The organism is Alteromonas alvinellae, from assembly GCF_902705805.1.
On record NZ_CACSIH010000205.1, the window covers coordinates 1 to 21336 of the forward strand.

General features: G+C 43.8%; 16 protein-coding genes and 1 pseudogene. 11 read left to right on the top strand and 6 right to left on the bottom strand.

Annotation, left to right across the window (positions count from 1 at the left end):
* The first annotated feature begins 3 nt into the window (after positions 1-3).
* The 6 genes from ACX5KA_RS15325 to ACX5KA_RS15350 all read left to right on the top strand — a co-directional run bounded on the left by ACX5KA_RS15325 (position 4) and on the right by ACX5KA_RS15350 (position 7637).
* A complete protein-coding gene (locus tag ACX5KA_RS15325; RefSeq protein ID WP_458731588.1) occupies positions 4-1824 on the top strand; it encodes an aminotransferase class I/II-fold pyridoxal phosphate-dependent enzyme in 1821 nt (606 codons plus the stop codon).
* A 57-nt stretch (positions 1825-1881) separates the two neighbouring features.
* Positions 1882-3120 (top strand): hypothetical protein, encoded by a 1239-nt coding sequence (locus tag ACX5KA_RS15330; RefSeq protein WP_458731578.1) that lies wholly within the window; start codon positions 1882-1884, stop codon positions 3118-3120.
* 17 nt (positions 3121-3137) lie between these two features.
* Positions 3138-4016, top strand: a complete 879-nt coding sequence (locus ACX5KA_RS15335; protein ID WP_458731579.1) for a transglutaminase domain-containing protein — start codon at positions 3138-3140, stop codon at positions 4014-4016.
* A 99-nt stretch (positions 4017-4115) separates the two neighbouring features.
* Positions 4116-4898 carry a TrmH family RNA methyltransferase gene (locus ACX5KA_RS15340; protein WP_458731580.1) on the top strand — a complete coding sequence of 261 codons (783 nt, stop codon included), beginning with the start codon at positions 4116-4118 and terminating at the stop codon, positions 4896-4898.
* A gap of 38 nt (positions 4899-4936) precedes the next feature.
* Positions 4937-5941: a ribosome biogenesis GTPase YlqF gene (ylqF, locus tag ACX5KA_RS15345; protein ID WP_458731581.1), complete on the top strand. Its 1005-nt coding sequence runs from the start codon at positions 4937-4939 to the stop codon at positions 5939-5941.
* A gap of 94 nt (positions 5942-6035) precedes the next feature.
* Positions 6036-7637: a glycoside hydrolase family 97 catalytic domain-containing protein gene (locus tag ACX5KA_RS15350; protein WP_458731582.1), complete on the top strand. Its 1602-nt coding sequence runs from the start codon at positions 6036-6038 to the stop codon at positions 7635-7637.
* 128 nt (positions 7638-7765) lie between these two features.
* On the opposite strand, the gene ACX5KA_RS15355 is transcribed toward ACX5KA_RS15350, so the two are convergent.
* Positions 7766-8791 carry an IS110 family RNA-guided transposase gene (locus tag ACX5KA_RS15355; protein WP_458731583.1) on the bottom strand — a complete coding sequence of 342 codons (1026 nt, stop codon included), beginning with the start codon at positions 8789-8791 and terminating at the stop codon, positions 7766-7768.
* 80 nt (positions 8792-8871) lie between these two features.
* Here ACX5KA_RS15355 and ACX5KA_RS15360 point away from each other — a divergent pair.
* The 3 genes and pseudogenes from ACX5KA_RS15360 to ACX5KA_RS15370 form a co-directional block, all read left to right on the top strand.
* A pseudogene (locus ACX5KA_RS15360) lies at positions 8872-9438 on the top strand (glycoside hydrolase family 97 C-terminal domain-containing protein); the annotation flags it as partial.
* Between the two features lie 13 nt (positions 9439-9451).
* Entirely contained in the window at positions 9452-9946 is a 495-nt protein-coding gene (locus tag ACX5KA_RS15365; RefSeq protein WP_458731589.1) for a WbuC family cupin fold metalloprotein, read from the top strand.
* Positions 9947-10329: 383 nt separating this feature from the next.
* Positions 10330-10551, top strand: a complete 222-nt coding sequence (locus ACX5KA_RS15370) for a helix-turn-helix domain-containing protein (RefSeq protein ID WP_014950268.1) — start codon at positions 10330-10332, stop codon at positions 10549-10551.
* Positions 10552-10769: 218 nt separating this feature from the next.
* Here the strand turns inward: ACX5KA_RS15370 and ACX5KA_RS15375 are convergent, their stop codons facing one another.
* Positions 10770-12053, bottom strand: a complete 1284-nt coding sequence (locus tag ACX5KA_RS15375) for a pectin acetylesterase-family hydrolase (RefSeq protein WP_458731584.1) — start codon at positions 12051-12053, stop codon at positions 10770-10772.
* Between the two features lie 328 nt (positions 12054-12381).
* Between ACX5KA_RS15375 and upp the strand changes: the two genes are divergently transcribed.
* Entirely contained in the window at positions 12382-13011 is a 630-nt protein-coding gene (gene upp, locus ACX5KA_RS15380; protein ID WP_014950265.1) for a uracil phosphoribosyltransferase, read from the top strand.
* Between the two features lie 183 nt (positions 13012-13194).
* Complete coding sequence (locus ACX5KA_RS15385) at positions 13195-14220, top strand: LacI family DNA-binding transcriptional regulator (protein ID WP_458731585.1); 1026 nt, start codon at positions 13195-13197, stop codon at positions 14218-14220.
* A gap of 15 nt (positions 14221-14235) precedes the next feature.
* Here ACX5KA_RS15385 and ACX5KA_RS15390 read toward each other — a convergent pair whose 3' ends face one another.
* The 4 genes from ACX5KA_RS15390 to ACX5KA_RS15405 form a co-directional block, all read right to left on the bottom strand.
* Positions 14236-15738 (bottom strand): tryptophan halogenase family protein, encoded by a 1503-nt coding sequence (locus ACX5KA_RS15390; protein WP_458731586.1) that lies wholly within the window; start codon positions 15736-15738, stop codon positions 14236-14238.
* Positions 15739-15889: 151 nt separating this feature from the next.
* Complete coding sequence (locus ACX5KA_RS15395) at positions 15890-18793, bottom strand: TonB-dependent receptor (RefSeq protein WP_039218329.1); 2904 nt, start codon at positions 18791-18793, stop codon at positions 15890-15892.
* A 364-nt stretch (positions 18794-19157) separates the two neighbouring features.
* Entirely contained in the window at positions 19158-19736 is a 579-nt protein-coding gene (locus tag ACX5KA_RS15400) for a thymidine kinase (RefSeq protein ID WP_014950261.1), read from the bottom strand.
* A 5-nt stretch (positions 19737-19741) separates the two neighbouring features.
* The coding region (locus ACX5KA_RS15405; RefSeq protein ID WP_458731587.1) for a putative bifunctional diguanylate cyclase/phosphodiesterase at positions 19742-21336 on the bottom strand (1595 nt) is incomplete at its 5' end.

Below are 21336 nucleotides of genomic sequence, written 5' to 3' on the forward strand. Positions count from 1 at the left end.
CTAATCACGAAAGATCAACACGCCTTAGTGCCTTTAAATGGCGTACTTAATGAAAATACGAGCCCCGCAGCCGAAAGCGTTAGTTCACAAAACGCGAACGAGAAAACGACAAGCGAAAAGTCTTCAGCACGCAACACTGTGATTGATAATAACGCCAGAGTGATCGACGCCATTAAGCGTATTCGCCCTGAACTTCCCGTGTATGTCTTAGGCGACGCAGTAAAAGGGTTGGATATTGTAAACCAAGCCAACGGCATTGAATCATTCTTCTATCGTAACGACATTATTTCAGACCCAGAGTCCATTTTGGGTTATATCATCAATGACTTTGATGATAGAAACGAAACGCCGTTTTGGACTGAATACAAAGACTATGTGGTAGAGTCTAACGACTCGTGGCATACGCCAGGTCACAGCGGTGGCGCAAGCTTTAGAAATTCACCCTATATCAGTGATTTTTATCGTTTCTTTGGCCGTAACGTGTTTGTTAGTGACTTATCGGTAAGCGTAGACTCGCTGGGCTCACTATCCGATGGCACTCACGCTATTGGTAAAGCGCAAGCCGCTGTTGCGAATACATTTGAGGTTCGCCATTCCTATTTCGTCACGAACGGATCTTCTACATCAAACAAAATTATTTTGCAGACGCTGTTGCGTGAGGGCGACAAAGTTATTGCCGACAGAAACTGCCACAAGTCAGTGCACTACGGTATTATTCAGGCGCGAGCCATGCCAGTGTATTTAGACAGTGTGTTTAACCCTGAGTACGGTATTTTTTCACCGCCTAGAATGGCGCAAATTAAGCAGCTTATTGAAGAGAATACTGACGCTAGACTTATCGTACTGACGGGGTGTACCTACGACGGGTTACTCACCGACCTTAAGCAAGTCGTTAATCTAGCCCATGAGCATGGCATTAAAGTGTTCATTGACGAAGCGTGGTTTGCTTATTCCTTGTTCCACCCTGCATTGCGTGACTACTCTGCTATCGCAGCTGGGGCAGACTATATTACTCACTCTGCACACAAAGTGGTGTCGGCGTTCTCGCAAGCATCCTTTATTCACGTAAACGACCCAGAATTCGATAAAGACTTCTTTAAAGAGGTCTTTGCTATTCACACCAGCACCTCGCCTAAGTATCAACTTATTGCTTCGCTTGATGTTTGTCGTCAACAGCTGGAAATGGAAGGCTACAAAATCCTTAACGAGCTATTAAGTAATGTGGCCGAACTCAAATCGCAAATGGCCAAGTTCAAGCGACTTAAAATACTCTCGCCTAGTGACTTTGCGAATATGTTTTCTCACTTTGAAAGTGATAATATTGGGCACGACCCGCTTAAAATCCTAATTGACGTATCGGCGCTTGATTATTCAAATCAAGAAATACATCGTTTCTTAATGGACGAAGTTGGTTTAGAAATCGAGAAGTTTACTCATAGCACTATTTTAGTACTGCTTACGCTAGGCGGAATGCGCTCTAAAATTGTAAGGCTGTACAATGCATTGAAACGTCTTGATGATGGCGCCGTTAACCTAAGCAAGCGCAAGAGCAAGAGTCCGTTACCGGCAGACATACCGGCCATTCATTTAGACGACCTTCCGTCGAAAGCGTTTTTCAGCCCTAGAGAAGCCATTCCATGGCAAAGCAGCGTTGGTCGCACTGCAGCAGGTTTAATTACACCGTACCCTCCAGGTATTCCGCTTATTGTTCCGGGGCAAAAAGTGGAGCAAGCGCATATTGATTACCTTCAGGCACTGGCAAGCCAAAAGCTAACCGTCCAAGGTATTTACGACGGTGACATTTATGTGGTTGCTGAAGGTTGAGACGCGTTTTTAGACAAAACGAGTAGTCAAAATATACTAATAAAAAAGGATTGAAAAATGATGAAACGAACCTCTGTGGCCTGTTTGCTAACAGCGCTATTATCAACAGCACCTGCGACTGCTAAAGATTATATAACCAGCGAACAGTTGCCTGATTGGTTCAGTAAGTCATTAGTAAAAGAAGCAAAGGATCTGCCTCGAACTCGCTTATCTCTTCCTGCGTTCCCCATCAATGCAACTGGCCTTGGTACATGGTCTGAGGCACAGTCTGAAGATAATTACTGGTACTTTACGGTAGATATCGGCTCTGAATCTCCTGTTGAGTGTTGGGCTTTTCAAGAGTATGACGGCTTAGCCAATTCACTAGTCAACATGATGAAATACGCGGTAAACAACGTATCAGCAAACTTAAACAAAACGTTGGAGAGTCAATATAACTTCAGCCTTGATGTTTCAAACTTAGGTAATGTTCCCGTTTTCAGTTACGACATTCTCTACAATTTAGGTGAGACAGACGAACGGGTTTCTGGTTTGATGAAAGGCATGTCTGCGGAGTCTGCAAATGGTTTACAGGTTTGCTTGCACAATGAGATAGGCTACAGAGAAACCTTCAAAGACGTATTCACCTCATTTGTTAATGCGGTAGATAGATCGGCAAATGTGAAGCCCTTCTTTTTTGCCATTAATGGAATGAAGATGCAGGGTGAACGAGTAGGTATAGTGTCTGAAAAATTCTCTATTGATGCTGATGGCGATGTGGAAATTGTAGAAGCAACTTCACTTATTCTCCCTGTTGATGCTAATACTGTCTCATCTACCGATTCTTTGGCACGTTCATGGAGCCGAATTGACGGTACCTTGATCAATACTTACGAATACACCGTGGAAAACGGCGAGGTATTGTCATCAATGGGGCTGTCTAGAACAGAAGGAACATGGGTTATCGAGGGTGAAATACAAGGAAAGAAGGTAAACTCTGAACTTTCTTATGATGATGTATTTACTTCAAACTTTGGCGCTTATCTCGAGACACAGAAGTTAGCCAATTCAGACCAAGACTCTTTAAGCTATAACACGTGGAGCCTAGAAGGAGACCCAACTCAGCCGACACCAACCGTCATGTATAAAAAGAGTCAAAAAAATGGGTTATTGGAGCTAGTGGCTGAAATTGAAAGTTTTAAGATTGAATATACAGTCGATGAAGATTTCATTATGCAAAGGGCTAAAGTGGAAATGGGGCCTATAGATTACAGTGTTATGCCGATGTACGTATCTGGCAAGCCGATAAAGCTGTGACGGTGAAATTGTTCATAATGAAATATAAAGTTTTGAAAGCAAGTAAGACGTTATGGGCTTTCTTCACAATACTTAGCGGACTCCTTTTAAGTCATTTTAGCTACGCGCAAAGCTCCCCTACTTTTGCGCTAATTCCTTTGACTATTGATGAAGATGTGTCGCTGCCACTTGATGAAAAGATATGGGTTGATGTGAAGGTGTATGCCCCCAACGCTGCTGGCGCTGTTTTATCGCACTGGCGTGGCGTAGCACTCTCTCAACACCAACAGTTGCAAAATAGTGTGCTGTCGATAATGCTTAGCGATACGTTAGAAGGTGCATTAGAACCCACTGCAGACGTGCTGGCGAACTATAAAGCGAACACATTTGTTATCGATTTTGAAGAAAAGGCGGTACAAACGGTTGTGGAAGCGTTTTTAAACGAATATCGCAACGAACAAGGTAATGAGAATGGAAATACCAGGGTAGGGGACAATATTGAAACGTTCATTGCCAGCTATATTTCAGAGCCTTCGTATATTCATAATTTCTCTTTCGCTTCTACTGTCGCGAAATCTAGAAGCGGCGACTGTACCGAGTACTCGGTACTTGCGGCTGCACTTGCGCGGGCACTGGCGATACCTGCGAGAGTGATCGTGGGTACTGTGATTGTAGAGTACGAAAGCGGCGTTGAAGCATATGGACATGCTTGGAATGAAATGTGGCTTGATGGAAGGTGGTATCGAGTTGATGCGGCAATGCATGAAGCAAAAGCGCTTAAGAAGTTTTATCTCCCTGCTCACATAATGGATAACGAAGGAATAGGCTATTCCGTTGATTTGACCAAAGCTATTCTCAATATGCCTGAGCAGATCACCGTTCGTTCTGGGCGTGTACTATTAGACGCCGACACCTAAATTTAGCTTCTCCTATAACCGCCCACACATAGATGTCGCTTTGCGTTTTGTGCTGGATACCTTACACTTGCGCCGCAAGTAACAAAAAGGGCAGTGAGAATGAAATTAAGTGACGTGAAGAAGCTTCATCAAAAGAAATTTAGAACGCAGTTCGGATTCTATTTGGTGGAAGGAGAGCACTTAGTTTTAGAGTTATTTGACGTAGTTAAGCATAACAGCAGTACTTTAGGTGATATCACCCTCTATATAACAGCTGAGTATAGGGCGTGGGTGAAAGAAAGGCTTCCTACCTCAAAAACTGCGCTGAGGATTGAGACGATATCGTCGCAACAAATGCAGCAACTAAGCGATACCAAGTCACCTCAAGGTATTATCGCTCGCGTTCCACTTCCTAACGCTTCGTTAAGTTCAGACCGGTCACAAACCAACATTTCTGAAAACAGCTCTAGTACCGAAAAGTACATCTATCTTCATGAAGTACAAGACCCTGGTAACTTAGGAACGATATTAAGAACATTAGCGTGGTTTGGTAATTTCACACTTTTGCTAAGTCCAAATAGCGTGGATCCGTACAACTCAAAAGTAGTACGTTCAAGTATGGGGGCCATTTTCCATGTAAACATGGAATTGAATGTAGCACTTGAAAGTTTGAGCGAACGGTTTGAACGATTTGCTTTCTTGGACATGAATGGTGAAAGCATCACCTCAGAAACCTTCGGTGAATACCAGTGCTATCTTTTTGGCAACGAAGCCCGTGGCGTGCCTGTTGACGCACTATCGCAGCTAAACGCAACAGCATATACCATTGCAGGAAGTGGTAAGATTGACTCGTTAAACTTGGCCAGCGCTGTGAATATCTGCGCTTATGAATTAACCCGTTAAGCACACTCCCCTCAACTCGATTACGATAGGAAACAACCATGGCATTACAATGGTTCCCAGGGCATATGCACAAAGCCCTGAAAGAAATTAAAGAGTCGCTTAATCAAGTAGACATTCTTATTGAGGTGCTTGACGCACGTATTCCATATTCCAGTGAAAACCCTGAAATTGCCAAAATTCGCGGCGACAAGCCCTGTATTAAAATTCTTAATAAATACGATCTAGCAGACCCTGAAATCACCGCTCGCTGGCAAGAGAGCTTAGAAAAAGAGCGTGGCGTGAAGACGATTACGACCTCTAGCGATAACCCAGGCAACAGCAAGCAAATTATGCAGCTGGTTAAAAGCATTTGTTCGTATAAAGAAGGTCAGCCTAAAGCAATAAAAGCGATGATCACAGGGATACCTAACGTTGGAAAATCAACGCTAATAAATATTTTGGCCGACCGAATCATTGCTAAAACAGGTAACGAGCCAGCTGTAACGAAAAGCCAGCAGCGCATAAACTTAGGCAGCGGTATTATCTTGTTTGATACGCCGGGAGTACTATGGCCTAAGCTTGAAAACCCACATTCTATTTATCGGCTAGCTTCATCAGGTGCTGTTAAAAACACCGCCATGGAATACGACGATGTCGGTTTTTTTGCGGCAGACTACCTCATTAAAGCGTATCCAGAGGTAATGAAGGAGCGCTACAAGCTGGACGAATTGCCAGATACTGAAATAGAGTTCCTGGAAGCCGCTGCCAAAACGCGCGGAGCAATTCAAGCGGGTGGTCGCGTAAATCTTCATAAAATATGCGAGATCCTGCTTAAAGAACTGCAGTCGGGTAAGTTGGGGCGAATAACGCTAGAGACACCTGAAATGCTGGAAGTCGAAAAAGAAGAAATGGCACTTGAGGCGGCGAAGAAAGCTGAAGCGAAAGCCAAGCGTAAAGCAAAATTCAAAACAGGCTCGCTAACGCCTAATAAGAAAGATAGAAAAGAAAAACGAGAAGAGAAGCGTCAAGAACAAAGCCGTAGAATGAAGAAAAACAAGCGCTAACCAAAAAATAGACTTAATTGATTAAGGAATGGGTTGCAAAAATTCGCTACTACTTAATACTAACATTAGGTTAACAACTTTTGTTGGATGTTTTATGCGCATATTTTTGCTGCTCTTATTGACCGTTTCTTTACCTACAATGGCTAAAGAAGTGTCGGTTTTATCTCCGAATAAAAACATTAAACTGTCGTTCACAGATGATGGCGAATTAGCGCAATACCGGGTGTCATTTAACGGAGAACCCGTTTTAGGGCTCGGTAAGCTTGGTTTTACTTTTGCAAAAGCGGCCCCTTTATATCGCGACTTTAAAGTAGAAGAGGTAAGCAGGAATACGGTGGATCAAACATGGCAGCTGCCGTGGGGAGAGCAGCGAGACATTCGCGACAACCACAATGAGCTTTTGGTTAAGTTCTATAACCCTAGCGATAAAGACCACACTTTTCTTGTAAGAGCCAGAGTTTTTAACGATGGTATCGGCTTTCGCTACGAGCTACCTGCAAGCGGTAATCGAATAATTACAAGAGAGCTGACTGAATTTAACCTAGTCGATTCTCATCAAGCCAAAGCGTTTTGGATCCCAGCCCATGGTCGAGATAGATATGAATATGTTTATCAATCTACTAATCTGCAAGACGTTCACACCGCTCACACGCCATTCACGGTGAAGTATGAAAGCGGCACTCATGTCGCTATTCATGAAGCTGCCCTTGTTGATTACGCAGGTATGAGCCTTAAAAGACAAGAGTTAGGGCGTTTTAACGCTTCGCTGGCACCTCGTCACGACGGGAGTTTGGTGCATAAAACTGGCAGTTTTGTTACCCCATGGCGCACTATTACGTTAGGAAATGACGCAACGGATTTGGTTAATTCATACCTTGTTTTGAATCTTAATGAGCCAAATAAGCTCGGTGACGTGAGCTGGGTTGAGCCAGGCAAATACATAGGTATTTGGTGGGGAATGCACATTGATGAGTATACGTGGGGCTCTGGAGACAAGCATGGTGCTACTACTCAGCGCACAAAGCAATACATGGACTTCGCTGCTAAACACGGTTTTGACGGTGTATTGGTTGAAGGTTGGAATAAAGGTTGGGATGGTGATTGGATAGCGAATTCAGAGCTATTTTCTTTCACAGAAAGTTATCCAGACTTTGATATTGAAGCGGTGACCAGCTACGGCGAGAAAGTTGGCGTGAAGTTAATAGGACACCATGAAACATCAGGAGGAATAACCAACTACGAAGCGCAGATGGAAGACGGTTTTGCCCTGTACAACAAGCTGGGGGTTTCTCAAATTAAAACGGGCTATGTTGCCCATGGCCAAAATCTCAAAGTGCGCGACGACAACAACGTACTGCGCTATGAATATACCGACAGCCAAGACGTGGTAAATCATTTCATTAAAAACGTCACAACCGCTGCGAAATATCAGTTGTCTATCAACACTCATGAATCGGTAAAAGATACCGGTCTTCGCCGTACTTATCCGAACTGGATATCGCGAGAAAGCGCTCGTGGTCAGGAATACAACTCAGGGTGGGCGGCACCTAATCCACCTAACCATATTCCCATGTTGGCGTTTACTCGCATGCTTATGTGGACTCCCCCATGTCAACAACCAAAACTTAATATCACAAAAAGAAAGATGCGTGCTTATGTTCGAGCTCTAGTAGAGAAGCTATCTCTGGCTCACTGATGTTTACGCGAACAAACGGCCAAGTCTCGCTGGCGAGCTTTTATGCTCCAAGCTTGCGGCTGACTTCGTTTGTAGATTTTTATCTTTGTTCAAGCATTTTAGTTGGTTAACTCATTTTGCGCTGTGAGTTATGCAGCGTAATACTCTGTATTATTTTGCAGCATACTATAAGCAGTTCTGACTGTCTTGTTAGCCAGGGCTACAGCTGCACACCTATTACCTCGCCGTTGCATTAAGCCCTGCAACCACAGTTCTTTTTTCGTTTTTGCGCCGTATTTTATCACTTTAATCACCACTGACATGGCACCAGTGATCAGCTGACTTCGAAGGGAGCCGTTTTTACAATACTTACCTATGGTTCCCATGACTTCTTTGCCACCAGAGGAATGCTGAATGGGCGTTAAACCAATACAAGCAGACGCATTCTTTCCGCTCTTAAACGGCTGCGATTGATTTGCGCCCAAAGCAATATAAAGGTTTACCGCATTAACTGGACCTACACCCTCAAGCTTTAATAGCTTCTTACAATCAGGTAATGATTGGATACTTTGTTCTAAATATTTATCGTATTCACCAATAGCACTAATCATGTTTTCAAGTTGTACTTTAGCGATCGAAAGAGTGGCACGGAAGGTATCAGATAAATTATTAGCTCCGTCTTCAAGTACAGCTTCTAACCCTCGCAGCACGCCACCTTGTGTATTGGGTAAACGGATGTTTAGTTCTAACAGTAACGATACTATTTGTTTCTGCGAGGCGTTTTGACTCTTAATTGCTAACTCGCGTAAACGTTGAATTGATTGCAACTGTTGTTGCTCAATGCTTTTACCGTTGATAAAAGACACTTCCGGTAAAAACAGTGTTTGTGCAATGGCCAATGCATCATTTTTATCCGTCTTTTGGTTCTGCCTAACAGCTTTGACCAACTTGGCACTAATCAGTCGAGCATCATGACCAGCTTTAATGGCTTGTTGATACCAATAATTTGAAGTAGAGCAAGCTTCAAACGCTACAGTGACGGGCTTAGATTGAGCTAACCAAAGTGAAAATTCATCGGTACTCATCTCTACATTAGACGTAACTTTTTTACCGTGAAGTGTGCAAACCTGAATTATATTTTTTGCTAAATCAACGCCGACTTTAGTACGATACATGTTAAGGACTCTCTTTAATATTTTTTGTGTGGTAACAAAAATATTACCCCAAACCTTCAGGTGCGGGGGAGTCCAATTATCTCGCTGGTCCGATGGATTTCACACCTGGCATTTTCAACTTTGACTATGTTCGGAAAAATGACGGCGGAATAGAGTGGGGCAAAGGAGAGGTAATGCGCCCTCAAACAACGCTTGCCAAGCAACTGGCCCAATACGTAGTGCTGTATAGCCCTATCCAAATGGCTGCAGACTTGCCTCGTAATTATGAGAATAATTTACCGGCGTTTCAGTTTATCAAAGACGTCCCTACAGACTGGTCTCACAGTAAAGCGCTTCAAGGGGAAGTGGGCGAATATATTGTAATGGCGCGTAAAGCGAGCAAGCACAAATCCTACTCTGGAAACGATTGGTATGTTGGTGCAATTACGAATGAAGAAGCCAGAGAGTTATCAATACCGCTAACCTTTCTAGAGGAAGGTCAGCAGTATGAAGCGCAGCTCTATCTGGATGGAGAGAAAGCGCATTGGAAAACAAACCCCTACGCAATGAACATCGAAAAAAAGGTAGTCACGTCTGCCGATGTCTTGTCATTAAAGCTTGCGCCATCGGGGGGAGGAGCGATACGCTTTAAATTACTAGCGCAATAATAGACAGGGTGTGATGTTGGATAAGATTCAGTGTTTTGATAAAGCGTTGTTTGAAACGCTTAAACAGTCGGCTGAGGAAAGTCCTCGCCGACGGGCTAATTTGAACGTACATAAATCTTATACCGACATGGTACAGCGTTTGTTTATTGCAATGATGCCTGACTCCTACGTGCGGCCTCATCGACATGTACAGTCTCATAAGTGGGAGTTCTTCATGGTGGTAGAGGGCGAATTAGACATTCTGTTTTTCAGCGATGATGGCGACGTTGACAACAGAGTAACGCTAACTGCTAGCGGAGAGACCTGCGGAATTGAGATTCCTCCTAATACCTGGCACGCAACGGTGTGCCATAGCCCAGTAGTTTTCATGGAAGTTAAACAGGGCCCTTACGAAGTCACCGATGATAAAGGCTTTGCAAGCTGGTCTCCTGAAGAAGGAAACGATCAGGTCCCCAATTTTCTAGCATCACTCAAGCAAGCGGCGGTGGGTGATAGAGTAGCCTTTTAAAGGCACTTCTTGTCTAATCACGCACTCATAGCATGCTTTAGGCACTTTCCTTTTTGGAAAGTCATTGCTATTGCTTATCTACATGGTATGGTTAAGGATAAGTGACAGAAGGCCGCTGCTGTATTTTTGAAAAGCACAGAAGCCTCAACATTTAGCTTAGTCGCGGCACAGGGTCGTTTGTACAAGCACATTGTGAAAAGAGAATTATCATGCAAAACGTTTCAACTGGTTATTTTTATAATTTTAATTACTGATTGCACCTGACCGTCGGTGTTCAGGGGCAAGTATTGGCTTCTGGGCACTGCAGGTAGAACGTTTTGCAAAAGCTCAGAAGGTATCACCATCTGGGCTTTTTTAATGCCCGTAATTCTCGGTAAAAGACAATGAAAGAAATCACACTAGGTGACATCAGAAAGCAGCACAGAGTTAAACAGGAAGTCGTAGCAATGGCGTTATCGGTCACAGCTTCTGGTGTAAGTAAGTTGGAATCAAAACGTATTCAGGACGTTTCTCTTCAACGTGCAGCTGCTTATCTAGCTGCGGTTGGCGGGAACATGAAAATTGAAGTAACTATGCCTGATGGTGCTACTTTACAAGTTGGGTAGTAGGGCGTGTTAATTTGTTGCTGCATAAATGCACAGCAAGGAACAACAAATCCTAGTTGTAATACCAGTCCTCATAGATAATTACCCACTCAGCGAGACTTAAAATGTTCGTAATCGCGGCGTATTATCGCAGGTATAAATATGGCTAAGCCAACCACTGCTTGGTTGGACTTGCCATGTTTTTCATTACTTCTTAATACAAGTTCGCACTTCGTATTTTATTGGTAGTAAGCAGCGCTATTTTCTCTAAAGCGGCGTGATGTAGCAAACGTGTGTAGCCATTCGTTAAAGGAAATCCCTCTAGCACTTTGTTCATTATAAAATGGACTGGCCGATGATACTGGAAAGGCATTATCTTCGCAGAAGTCGTTTAGTACCATGTGACAGGTGCCTTCACCAATATAAAATTGATAGTTCCATGTGAACGCTGACAGCGCATGAACTGACGCATTAGCCTGAAGCTGCCAGCCAAGTACGTAGCCTAAATCAGATTCTGTTACACCCCATGTCGTTGGGTCTAAATTACCTCTAGAGACCTGATCAGAGATTTTAGAAAACTGAATTTGAACAATGTCGGTTCCTGTTGAATATTGCGCAAAACGGTTCCAAGGGTACTGATAAGCTAATCGCAGCATCACCTGCTTATTGAGCGTTAGATGGTTAAAATTGCCAATCAGTGATTGAAAATTACGTGGTAGTGTATCTTCTATCCCCCATGGCCCTTGATAGTTTAGTACTGTTTGCGTAAAGCCGCGGGATATAACACCAAGCGACGCATCGGCGAAGAGGGCAACCTTTGTGCGACCAAACAGCGATTGGAAGTAGGGGAAGTTGAACGTTGCACCATAACCGCCCGCACTGCTTCCACTGAGTAGCACTTTGTTGGGTGATAAATCATCGTTGTTCAGTTTTTCTTTAATCCACTGCATAACAACTAGTGCGTTGTCGTGACCACGGTGCTTTAAAGTAACTTCGGCACCAGGTAGACCTGTAACGATACCAAGCTCGTCAACGTATTGCGTGTCTTTTGAGCCTAAGTGTAGGTCGCCAGTACAGTAGGGAATGAAAACTTTTGACCAAGTTTGAAAAGGGTTCTCTTGTGTATCTTCAAATATTCCGCCTGAAATAAATGGCGTATTTTCGATTACGGCTGATGGGTTATAAGCGGCTCGCGACATAGGGTTGTCGTCAAACTCAAGCTGCATTGACGCTAAGCAAGTGGCACTGTCCCAGCAGGCGCCGCCACCATTGAAGTAGATAAGTAGGTTATCACTTTCTCCTTGTTCGAAATAAAACGAGAATGGGTTGGGTGCTAACCCCTCTGGTCCCGGTAAAGCAGGAAGAGAACATGATGGGTAAACGGTTTTTTCACCGCCGCCAGGTACTGATACCACCACCTCATTTTCAGGAGTGATTTGCTCCCATTGTGCAAAGGCATTATGGGCACAGAAACTCAGTGCCATTACAGCAAAATAGCGAAAACGTTTAGCGTAAGAATGCATAAACAATTCCTTTTGACATAGATAAACATGGTTTGAATAGTAAGTTTGATTCGGCTGTTATGAGAAAATTGAACTTCCTGAAACTTTCTCAATCGATCTCATTAGCGCGTAACTAAGACAATTCATAGCGAGCGCTATACATTCATGATCGTGAATTGCGCCACGAACTGTGGCTATAGCCTACGCACTAGGTTATAGCATTTATCCACTCTGTCTAGCGTTGATGTGGCGTTTTAAAGCATTGAATAAACATATTTTTACGACTAATCGCTTTAACTAAAATACTTCTGGGTTAAAATATAGCTAAATCGATTACAAGGAGTCTTACATGGCCGTTCACGAAATTACCCACCCGCTTATTGCGCACAAACTAGGGCTTATGCGATACGCTAAAATTAGCAGCAAAGACTTTCGCGAGCTTGCCTCTGAAGTAGGGAACCTTCTGACTTATGAAGCAACGCGAACACTGCCTACGGAAAGAGCGACGATTAAAAGCTGGTCGGGGGATGAGGTAGAAGTAAGACAAATTAAAGGTAAGAAAATAACTGTTGTCCCTATTCTTCGTGCTGGCTTAGGTATGCTTGAAGGCGTATTGGAACTTATTCCAAATGCGAAGATAAGTGTAGTAGGTCTATACCGTGATGAAGATACACTACAGCCAGTTGCCTATTTTGACAAGGTAGTAAAAAACATTGATGAACGTACCGCACTGATTGTTGACCCAATGCTGGCAACAGGCGGTACCTTGATTGCAACAATCGACCTTCTGAAAAAGAAAGGCTGTCGAAGAATAATGGGACTATTCCTTGTTGCTGCGCCTGAAGGCATTAAAGCTGTTGTTGAAGCCCATCCGGATGTTGATATCTTTACCGCCGCAATCGATGATAGATTGAATGAAAAGGGTTATATATTGCCAGGATTAGGCGATGCTGGGGACAAGATCTTCGGAACGCGGTAACAGAAAAAGCGACTTAACATTAAGTCGTGTTGTATTTTTTAAATAAAACTCACATCAAACGTTAATATTTTTAAGTTAAACGTTTAAGAAGGTGTTACAATCGAAGGGTAGTAACAACGAATGTTTATGGCCCTTCGACACGCAATATGGGGTAACAAGCTTCGTTAAATGAGTTAATTATTAATGAACAAAACAAAACTTACCCTTAAAGACGTTGCGGAACAGCTGGGCGTTTCAACTGCAACTATTTCAAATGCATTTAACCGCCCAGACCAATTATCAAAAACAAAACGCGAAGAGATTTTAGCGCAGTGTAAGAAGATTGGTTATAGCGGCCCTAATAAAGCTGCGCAGATTCTAAGAAAAGGCACGTCAAACATTGTAGCTTTGGTGTTGGCCGACAGCATTTCATATATGGTAAGTGATCCCGTCGCCAGTACTTTTATCAAAGGCGTTTCTTCTACCCTCCAAGAGAATGGTAAGCACTTGTTACTTTACGCAGGAGACTCTGACAGCATTCTTGACGTTGTTGATTTTGTTGATGGATTCATTTGTTACGGGCAGCCTCGTAATAGCAATCTGGTAAGTGAGTTAGCGGTATCGCCTAAACCCGTAGTTACGGTTGATTTTGACATTGAAGATAAGCCGTCTATTAATATTGATAATGAGGAAGCAGCGTATCGCGTCGCATCTCATGCACTAAACGAAGGTGATAACGTGGCAATTTTTGGCCTTCGTCTTATAGATTCGCCTTCGACATGTCGTATTTATGATAACCCATTGATAGATGTAGATAGCTCAATTGCCCACCGTAGGCTTGACGGTTATTTGAGGGCTGCAACAGAAAAGAGTATATCAGTCAGCAATGAGCGTATTTGGCACCTTCCAGAAAGTGATCGACACTTCGCGAGGCAGGCGGCTAAAGAGGTATTGACTAGCTCGCCCAGACCTAATGTTGTTTTATGTATGAGTGATATTATAGCGTTGGAGTTATTACACTTGGCATTAGAAATGGGAATAAAGGTGCCAGAAGAACTCAAAATAACAGGTTTTGATGGTATTGAAGAAGCTGAGCGGACCCGACCGCGCCTTACTACCGTTTGCCAATCGAGCAGTGAGAAAGGAGTAGAGGCAACAAAAGCACTACTTAATCAAGTAACAGCAAAGAGTACGCTGCCTTTTGAATTGCAAGTTGGAGAGACTGTATAGACTTAGCCTTAGGGCTCAGCCCGCTCTAAATAAGGTTGATTGCTTATCAAAGTTTAACGAACAGCGATTAAAAAATGCGGCAAGTTTCTTTTCTTCGAAAAGATCGCCGCTTTCCTTCAAAGAAGCGGGCTGATTGAGTGCCGGTGGCGGGTATATACCATATCCAGACAACAAACAATGCCATGACGTAGTGCTGAAATGTTGACCGATACCCTGACGTTTTATTTCCTCGACAATATCCCCTTTTCTGTACCACACATCAAGTAAACTAAGCAGTGACTCGGATAGCTTCATATTAGCTCTGTTGTCTCTCCAATAGTCACTGTCGTTGCGCCCATTTAGCTTGTAATGACACACGATATAGTCTCTGACGCGTTCAAAGCGTTCTGAAACTTCCTGATTAAATATCTGTCTCTGTTGAGCACTTGTCGCGCCAAAGGAATAGTTGTCCGCGAAAAGCTCGATGCTCGTTTGAACTAGGTGTAGTGCCGTAGCTTCTAAAGGTTCAATAAAACCTTGCGACAAACCCAGAGCAAGACAATTTTTCTCCCAGTGCCTTTCACATTGACCTACGCGCATAGACAAGTGCTTTGCTTCAACATTGGTATTTTCCATCCCCAATGCGCGTCGCAATTCACATTCTGCAGCGTCTTTCTCTTGGTACTGCTTGCTATACACATACCCGTTTCCCGTGCGGTTGCGAAGCGGTATCTGCCAACGCCAACCGTTCGACATGGCTACCGATTCAGTTTCAACTGGTAAATTAGCGCATGCAGGAGTAGGCAAAACAACGGCCGAGTCATTAAACAGGTTATCACTAAAGTCCCTAAACGGTACGCCTAGCGTCTTTTGTAAAAGGAGCCCTGAAAACCCCGTGCAATCTATGAACAGGTCTCCTGCAAATTTTTGTCCGTCTAGACAAACGAGATGTGAAATGTCGCCAGATGATGTGGTATGCACCGATTCAATATTACCAATAACGTGAGATACGCCTTTTGATTTAGCGCGCTCACGTAAGAATCGCCCAAGTTTGAGAGAGTCAAAGTGGTAGCCGTATTCTATGTCGAAGGGAAAATTATGTGAGGGGAGAGGAGCAAGCTTTTTCTTTGCTAAATAACCCGCCAGGAGAAACTTATCGGGCTGAGTTTCAACATCAAGCCCCAGTCTTCTGGTTAAGGCGTTAACGTGAAATGCCCGTTCGCTAAAAATATCTAACTGGCTAATAAAAGGGTGAGAGTAGCTGTGTGAATTATTGCCACTCCATCCCGTGAATTTGATATTGACTTTATACGTGGCTTGGCATTCTTCCATCCAGTCATACTCAGGAATATAAAGAGTCTGAAAGAACCGCTTGAGAGTTGGCGTTGAGCCTTCGCCTACGCCTATAGTGCCAATGTCTTCCGATTCTATGAGTGTGATGGTGACAGCTTGACTAGTCCAGCGATGCGCTAAGAGGTTGGCAGCCATCCAACCTGCTGTGCCGCCCCCAGCAATCACAATGCGGTGTGGTGTTGTCATTAAAGGCTCTGTAATAAACGAAGGGTGAAAATAAAACAATGTCAGAGATGCGCATTACTGCCACACTTTACATGGCAGTAATGCAAGGCACGTATCCACTGTCTAAAGATGCGTGCCATTATTTTCGTACGTTCAACAGGGATGAACCCTTTTAATAGAACGAATAGTTAAGGTTTAACATATAAGAAGGACCAAACTCGCGGCGAAGCGTAACAATGCCCGCATCATCAATGGTTTCTTCTTTCTCATCAGTAAGGTTGACGCCTTGTAACGACACTCTTAGCCCTTCTAAATACTCAATTCCACTATCTGCAAAATCGTAGCTGATTTGAGCATCTACTTGGGTAACGGCGTTACGAGTTGCTGGCTCAATTTTGTTTGAACCACCACGCTGATATGTAAGGAACTCAGAACGATCGGTTGCCGCAACCCTAATCTCGAAGCCGTTCATCTCATAGTACGCTGTAACGCTGTACGTATTGTCTGATTGGCCTGGAATGGCTGTGCCATCTTCAAGCTCTGCATCTAGGATTGTTGCAGAAGCGGCAATACCGAATCCATCCAGAGAGTCAGTAAGCATTCTCAAAGGAACATTGGCCGTTAGCTCAACCCCTTTCATTTCACCTTTTAGGCCATCCTCGAAGAACGAATAGAAGCCTTGGTCTGGTGGTGTAACTAAATCGCCCACTTCGTAAGGCGTGTCTTGCGGGCCGTAGTTACCAGCAACGTCTACGATTCTGTCATGGAATCCAGGAATGAAGTAATTAGCACCGTCATTGGTTGCGTCATTCGTGAAATCAATAAGCTGGTTACCGTCGCGGGTCCAATTAACCAAATCTTTATAGAAAAGCGCAATCGAAACATAGCCTTCTTCATCGAAGTAATTTTCAAATGAAATGTCAAAGTTGTTGGCTTCTAACGGACGAAGCGTTGGGTTACCTGTAAATTTAGACCAAGGGGAGCCAAACTCTCTCACCGCTGCCTCAGAATTTTCTGTGGCAATCAGCTCAATATTTTGATCAAACTTAACAAAGCCTGATGCTTTCATTTGATCGATACGCGCTCGACTAATGGTTTTCGATGCCGCCAAACGCAAGTAGCGATTCTCATTAAGTTCGACACTTACGTTCAGGCTAGGTAGGAAGTGAGAGTAATCATCGCCATCCGTAATAATACAGTCCGCATCAACCACTTGGTTGCCATCGTCGTCACACACGGCAAAGTTCGGGCCTACAATACCAATGAAACCCGTTGAGCTTTGGTCCGTTTGTACATATTGTGCACCCACGTTGCCTTTTACATTGAAACCTTGGACTTCAGTCTCAAAGTCTAGCTGGGCGTATAATGTAGTTACTTCTTCATCAATGGTGTAGGTATCGCCTAAACGATCAGGCTCTAGAAGCCCTGCATCATTGAGCGTATATTCACCATCGTTGTAAGGGGCAAAGCCGTCGTAGGCTACAACGTAACCCATGCCAGCCCAGGTTAAGTCAGCTAAGCCGTTGTACAGATACTGCTCAGGGATCGCTTCAGAAAATGGATAAGATGATGCGGTTGCGAAGAAACCTTTGTTATCTTTTGCTTTGTATCGGTCGCTATAGTTTACGCCGGCCGTAAAAGTGTTAAATATTCCCCAGTCTACATAGCCTATAGCCTCGAAGCGAATTGTGGTCAGTTCTTCTTCAAAATCGGCAAAGTTCAGGAAGCCATCTTGAGCGTTGAAATAGCTGTAGGGTTGGCCATTAGCCTGTAAAGCATCGGTGGTGAACTGATCAGCAATGTTAGCCATACCGCCACCCCAAACTTGAGGGCCAGCCAACTGAAGCAAGTCTGGGTCAGAAAAAGCGTCAAGACCGCTGCTGTCGGTAAAGAAAATACCGTCCGTACTCATTTGGAACTGACGTGAACCCAGCTGCCCCTCACCAAGCGCACCAGACCGAGCTAAACCAGCGTATGATTCACCACGCAAGTCGCGTTTGTTCGATTCACTGTCTGCCACGTCTAGTGTGAGTGACCACTCATCGGTTATGTCGTATTTGATATTTAAACCGAAGGTTTGAAGCTCGCCATCTTTTTGCGCGGGATCTGTACGCAGTACTGGATTCACGTTAACTTGCGTGCCCGAGTTGTTAATGCCTGTACCGCTTACATTTGCCGCAGCGAAGGGTTCGATGAAACCGCGAATCACACCTGAGTCGGAATAATCAATATCTAGCGCATCAAAAACAATGTCTAGTCTATCGGTGGGACGCCATTGAAGAATGGCTGAAATCGTGTCGCGTTCTAGCACGCGGCTAATGGCCTGAGTGTCTAAACCAAATGGAAGCACCTTACCATCGTCATTCTCACCATATCCCCAAACACCGTATTTTCTCTCGTTTCTGGGGGATTCCGTTGATGCAATGGCAAGCGCTAGACCTACCGTGTCATCTGCAAACTTTTCTACGAAGGATAGGGCAAAACGATTGCCGCTATTATCAAACTCGGGGTTATCCGAATCATTGCCACCCAACTCATAAACACCAGTGACGGTAAGCGTTTCTTGAGCTGCGAGCGGGCGTACTGTTTGAAGGTCAACGGTACCGCCAATACCTTGGACAATCAGCGAAGCGTCAGAGGTTTTGTAAATTGTGGCACCTGTCATGATTTCAGCAGGGTATAAGTCGTACTCTACGCCACGGTTATCACCAATGCCGATCAGCTCTCGTCCGTTCAACGAGGTGCCGGTGAAGTCTTCTTTAAAACCACGTACCGAAATACCAGACGTTCTTCCACCCACACGCTCACCTGAAAGACCGGGCAAGCGGGCGAGTGATTCTGCGATTGATGAATCTGGAAGTTTACCGATGTCTTCCGCGGAAATGGCCTCAACGATAGAATCGTTGTCCATTTTAACCGCTTGTGCCCGCATTAAAGAGCCTCGGATACCGGAAACTTGAATAACTTCTACTTTTTCGTCATCAGGTGTGTCTTGTGCTACAACTGTTCCGCTGTTAAGTGCAGCAGCAATCGAAATAGCAATTAAAGCCGGTTTAAACGTACTGGTGTGTTTCATGGGTGATACCTTGCTGAGTGTGTTAAAAAAAGGTTTATTATTTACATCCTCTTAACAGTAGTATCAGTTTTAAAAAGGCGCAAGTGCTTTTCTTAATTGTTTAAGTAAAATGTTTTAAGTAAATCTCTATAGTTATGATGTAAATTAATTTATTTTCAGCCTTAATGCTTTATGTTGATGTTGGAATGTGCTGAACGAGCTTGGCTGACACTGATTAGTCGAAAGTGGAGAAGAGAGCGAGAGAAATTTGATTGTCGTGTTTAACTCCTTTTTGGAAGGAAAGCGGGCAATAAATGTTAGAGCCCGCAACATTTAAAATACTCAGTGACCACTGACCTTTTTATGGGTTACTTAATATTGGGATTCAGTCCCAAACCAGTTCTTTAAAATGCTTTCTACACATTGACTCATAGGTGTCGTTACCGCCAATTTGAACTTGGTCACCATTTTTTACAGCGTTTCCGTTTTCATCTAAGCGGACGACGAAACTTGCTTTTTTACCGCAATGGCAAACAGTTTTTAGTTCGGATAGCTTATCCGCCCAAGCCAGCAAATAGTGACTGCCTTCAAAGGTTTCACCCAAAAAGTCGGTACGTAAGCCATAGGCAAGTACCGGCACATCAAGTTCATCAACTACGTCTACTAGCTGCTTTACTTGTGCTTTCGTTAAGAATTGTGCCTCGTCAATAAATATGCAGTCGGGCTTCAACGCTTCACAGTCTTTGCTTATTGAGGCAAACAAATCATCGCCTTTTGCGTATAGCTTGGCATCTGCTTGTAAGCCGATACGAGACGTGACTTTTCCTACGCCGTATCGATCATCAAGCGCTGCAGTATAAATGACGGAATGCATGCCGCGTTCACGGTAGTTATAAGCCGATTGAAGTAATGAGGTAGACTTCCCTGCATTCATTGCAGAGTAATAAAAATAAAGTTGAGCCATGGTGATTAATAGTTTTCGTTATACCAAGAGATAAGGTCGCTGGCATTCATAGGCTTAGCAAAATAAAAACCTTGCAGGTAATCGGTTCCCAGTGAAGCAAGGTGTTGTTTTTGCTCCTCTGTCTCGATCCCTTCTGCAATAGTTTTACAGCCAAACTCTTTTGCCATTAAAAGTGTTGCTCTTATTATGGTATCACTCTCTTCAGAGCTATTCTGTACAAAAGAGCGGTCAATTTTAATAAAATCGCAGGGCATAGATTGCAGGCGGCTTAACGATGAGTAACCAGTGCCAAAATCATCAATAGAGACCTTAATGCCTCGAGCCACGAGTTCATTGACTTTTACGCTCACCACTTCTTTATTGCTCGCGAAAACACTCTCGGTAATCTCTAGATGTAATCGCTCAGATGAAATCTGGGTAGATTTAAGTGCATTGTCTAGCGTTTTTAAAAAGCTATCATCAAGAAGTTGAGAAACTGAAACGTTAATAGATATTGCAAGGCCTTGTTTAAACTGCCAGTGGGATAGGTCTATGAGTGCGCGATTCAATACCCATGCTCCTATTTCAGGCATGAGCCCGCCGCGCTCGGCTAGGGGAATAAACACAGCAGGTGAAATATGCTCGTCATCTAACTTCCATCTAAGTAAGGCTTCCACAGAAGAGAGAGTATTTGAATTGACGTCGATTATTGGTTGATAAAATACGGTAAACTCGCCATTGTCTATTGCACCGCGAAGTCGCTCGCAAAGTTGCTGTTCTCGCTTTATATCCTTGTGGAGTGCTTCGCTGAAAACGCCTACAGAGCCACGCTGCTGGCGTTTTTGATCGTACATGGTCAAATCCGCCTGCTGAATCAGATCAACAGCCGTTTCGCCATGTTCAGGAAACATAGCGATGCCAATCGTAGCATCAAGGGTGATTTGGTTATCGTTAGCAATTATCGGAATGGTGATGCCGCTGCGCATTGCATGGGCCACCGCTTTAGCCGTGTCGATGTTAGCGTAGGGAATAACTGAGACAAATTCATCGCCGCCCCACCTTCCAAGATGGTTTTCCTCTGTGTAGTTACGTAACCTGTTTGCAATTTCGGCTAGTACAATGTCACCGATCTTATGGCCTAAACTATCGTTTACCTGCTTAAATCCATCTAAGTCGATGAATAAGAGTGCCAATGAGTTATCAAGCGCGCGGGTAGTGTCGAGTAAGTTATTCAGGTATTTTAAAAATCCATTTCGATTGAGTAAATTAGTTAACGGGTCTCTATTGGATAGTCGGTAAAGTTCAGCGGTTCGTCGTTCAACTTCGGCTTCAAGATTTGCATTTGACGCGTCAAGTTTTTCGTTAGACGCTACAAGCAGTTGATTTACTTTTTCTGTTTCACTACGTTCAACCTTCATTTGTTCCACTAAGCTATTGTTTTTTGCTTTAAGGTGAAGCGTACTTATAAAAAAACTGTTGTAACGAAACGCACTCATAAAGATACCAAACCAAAAAACTAGGCCCAGAATACCTAAAATAAAAAAATCGCCTTGCTCGTCGAATATTGCGCACAATGACATGGGCACTAAAAGCAGGGCAAGATCATGAACATAAATCGTTC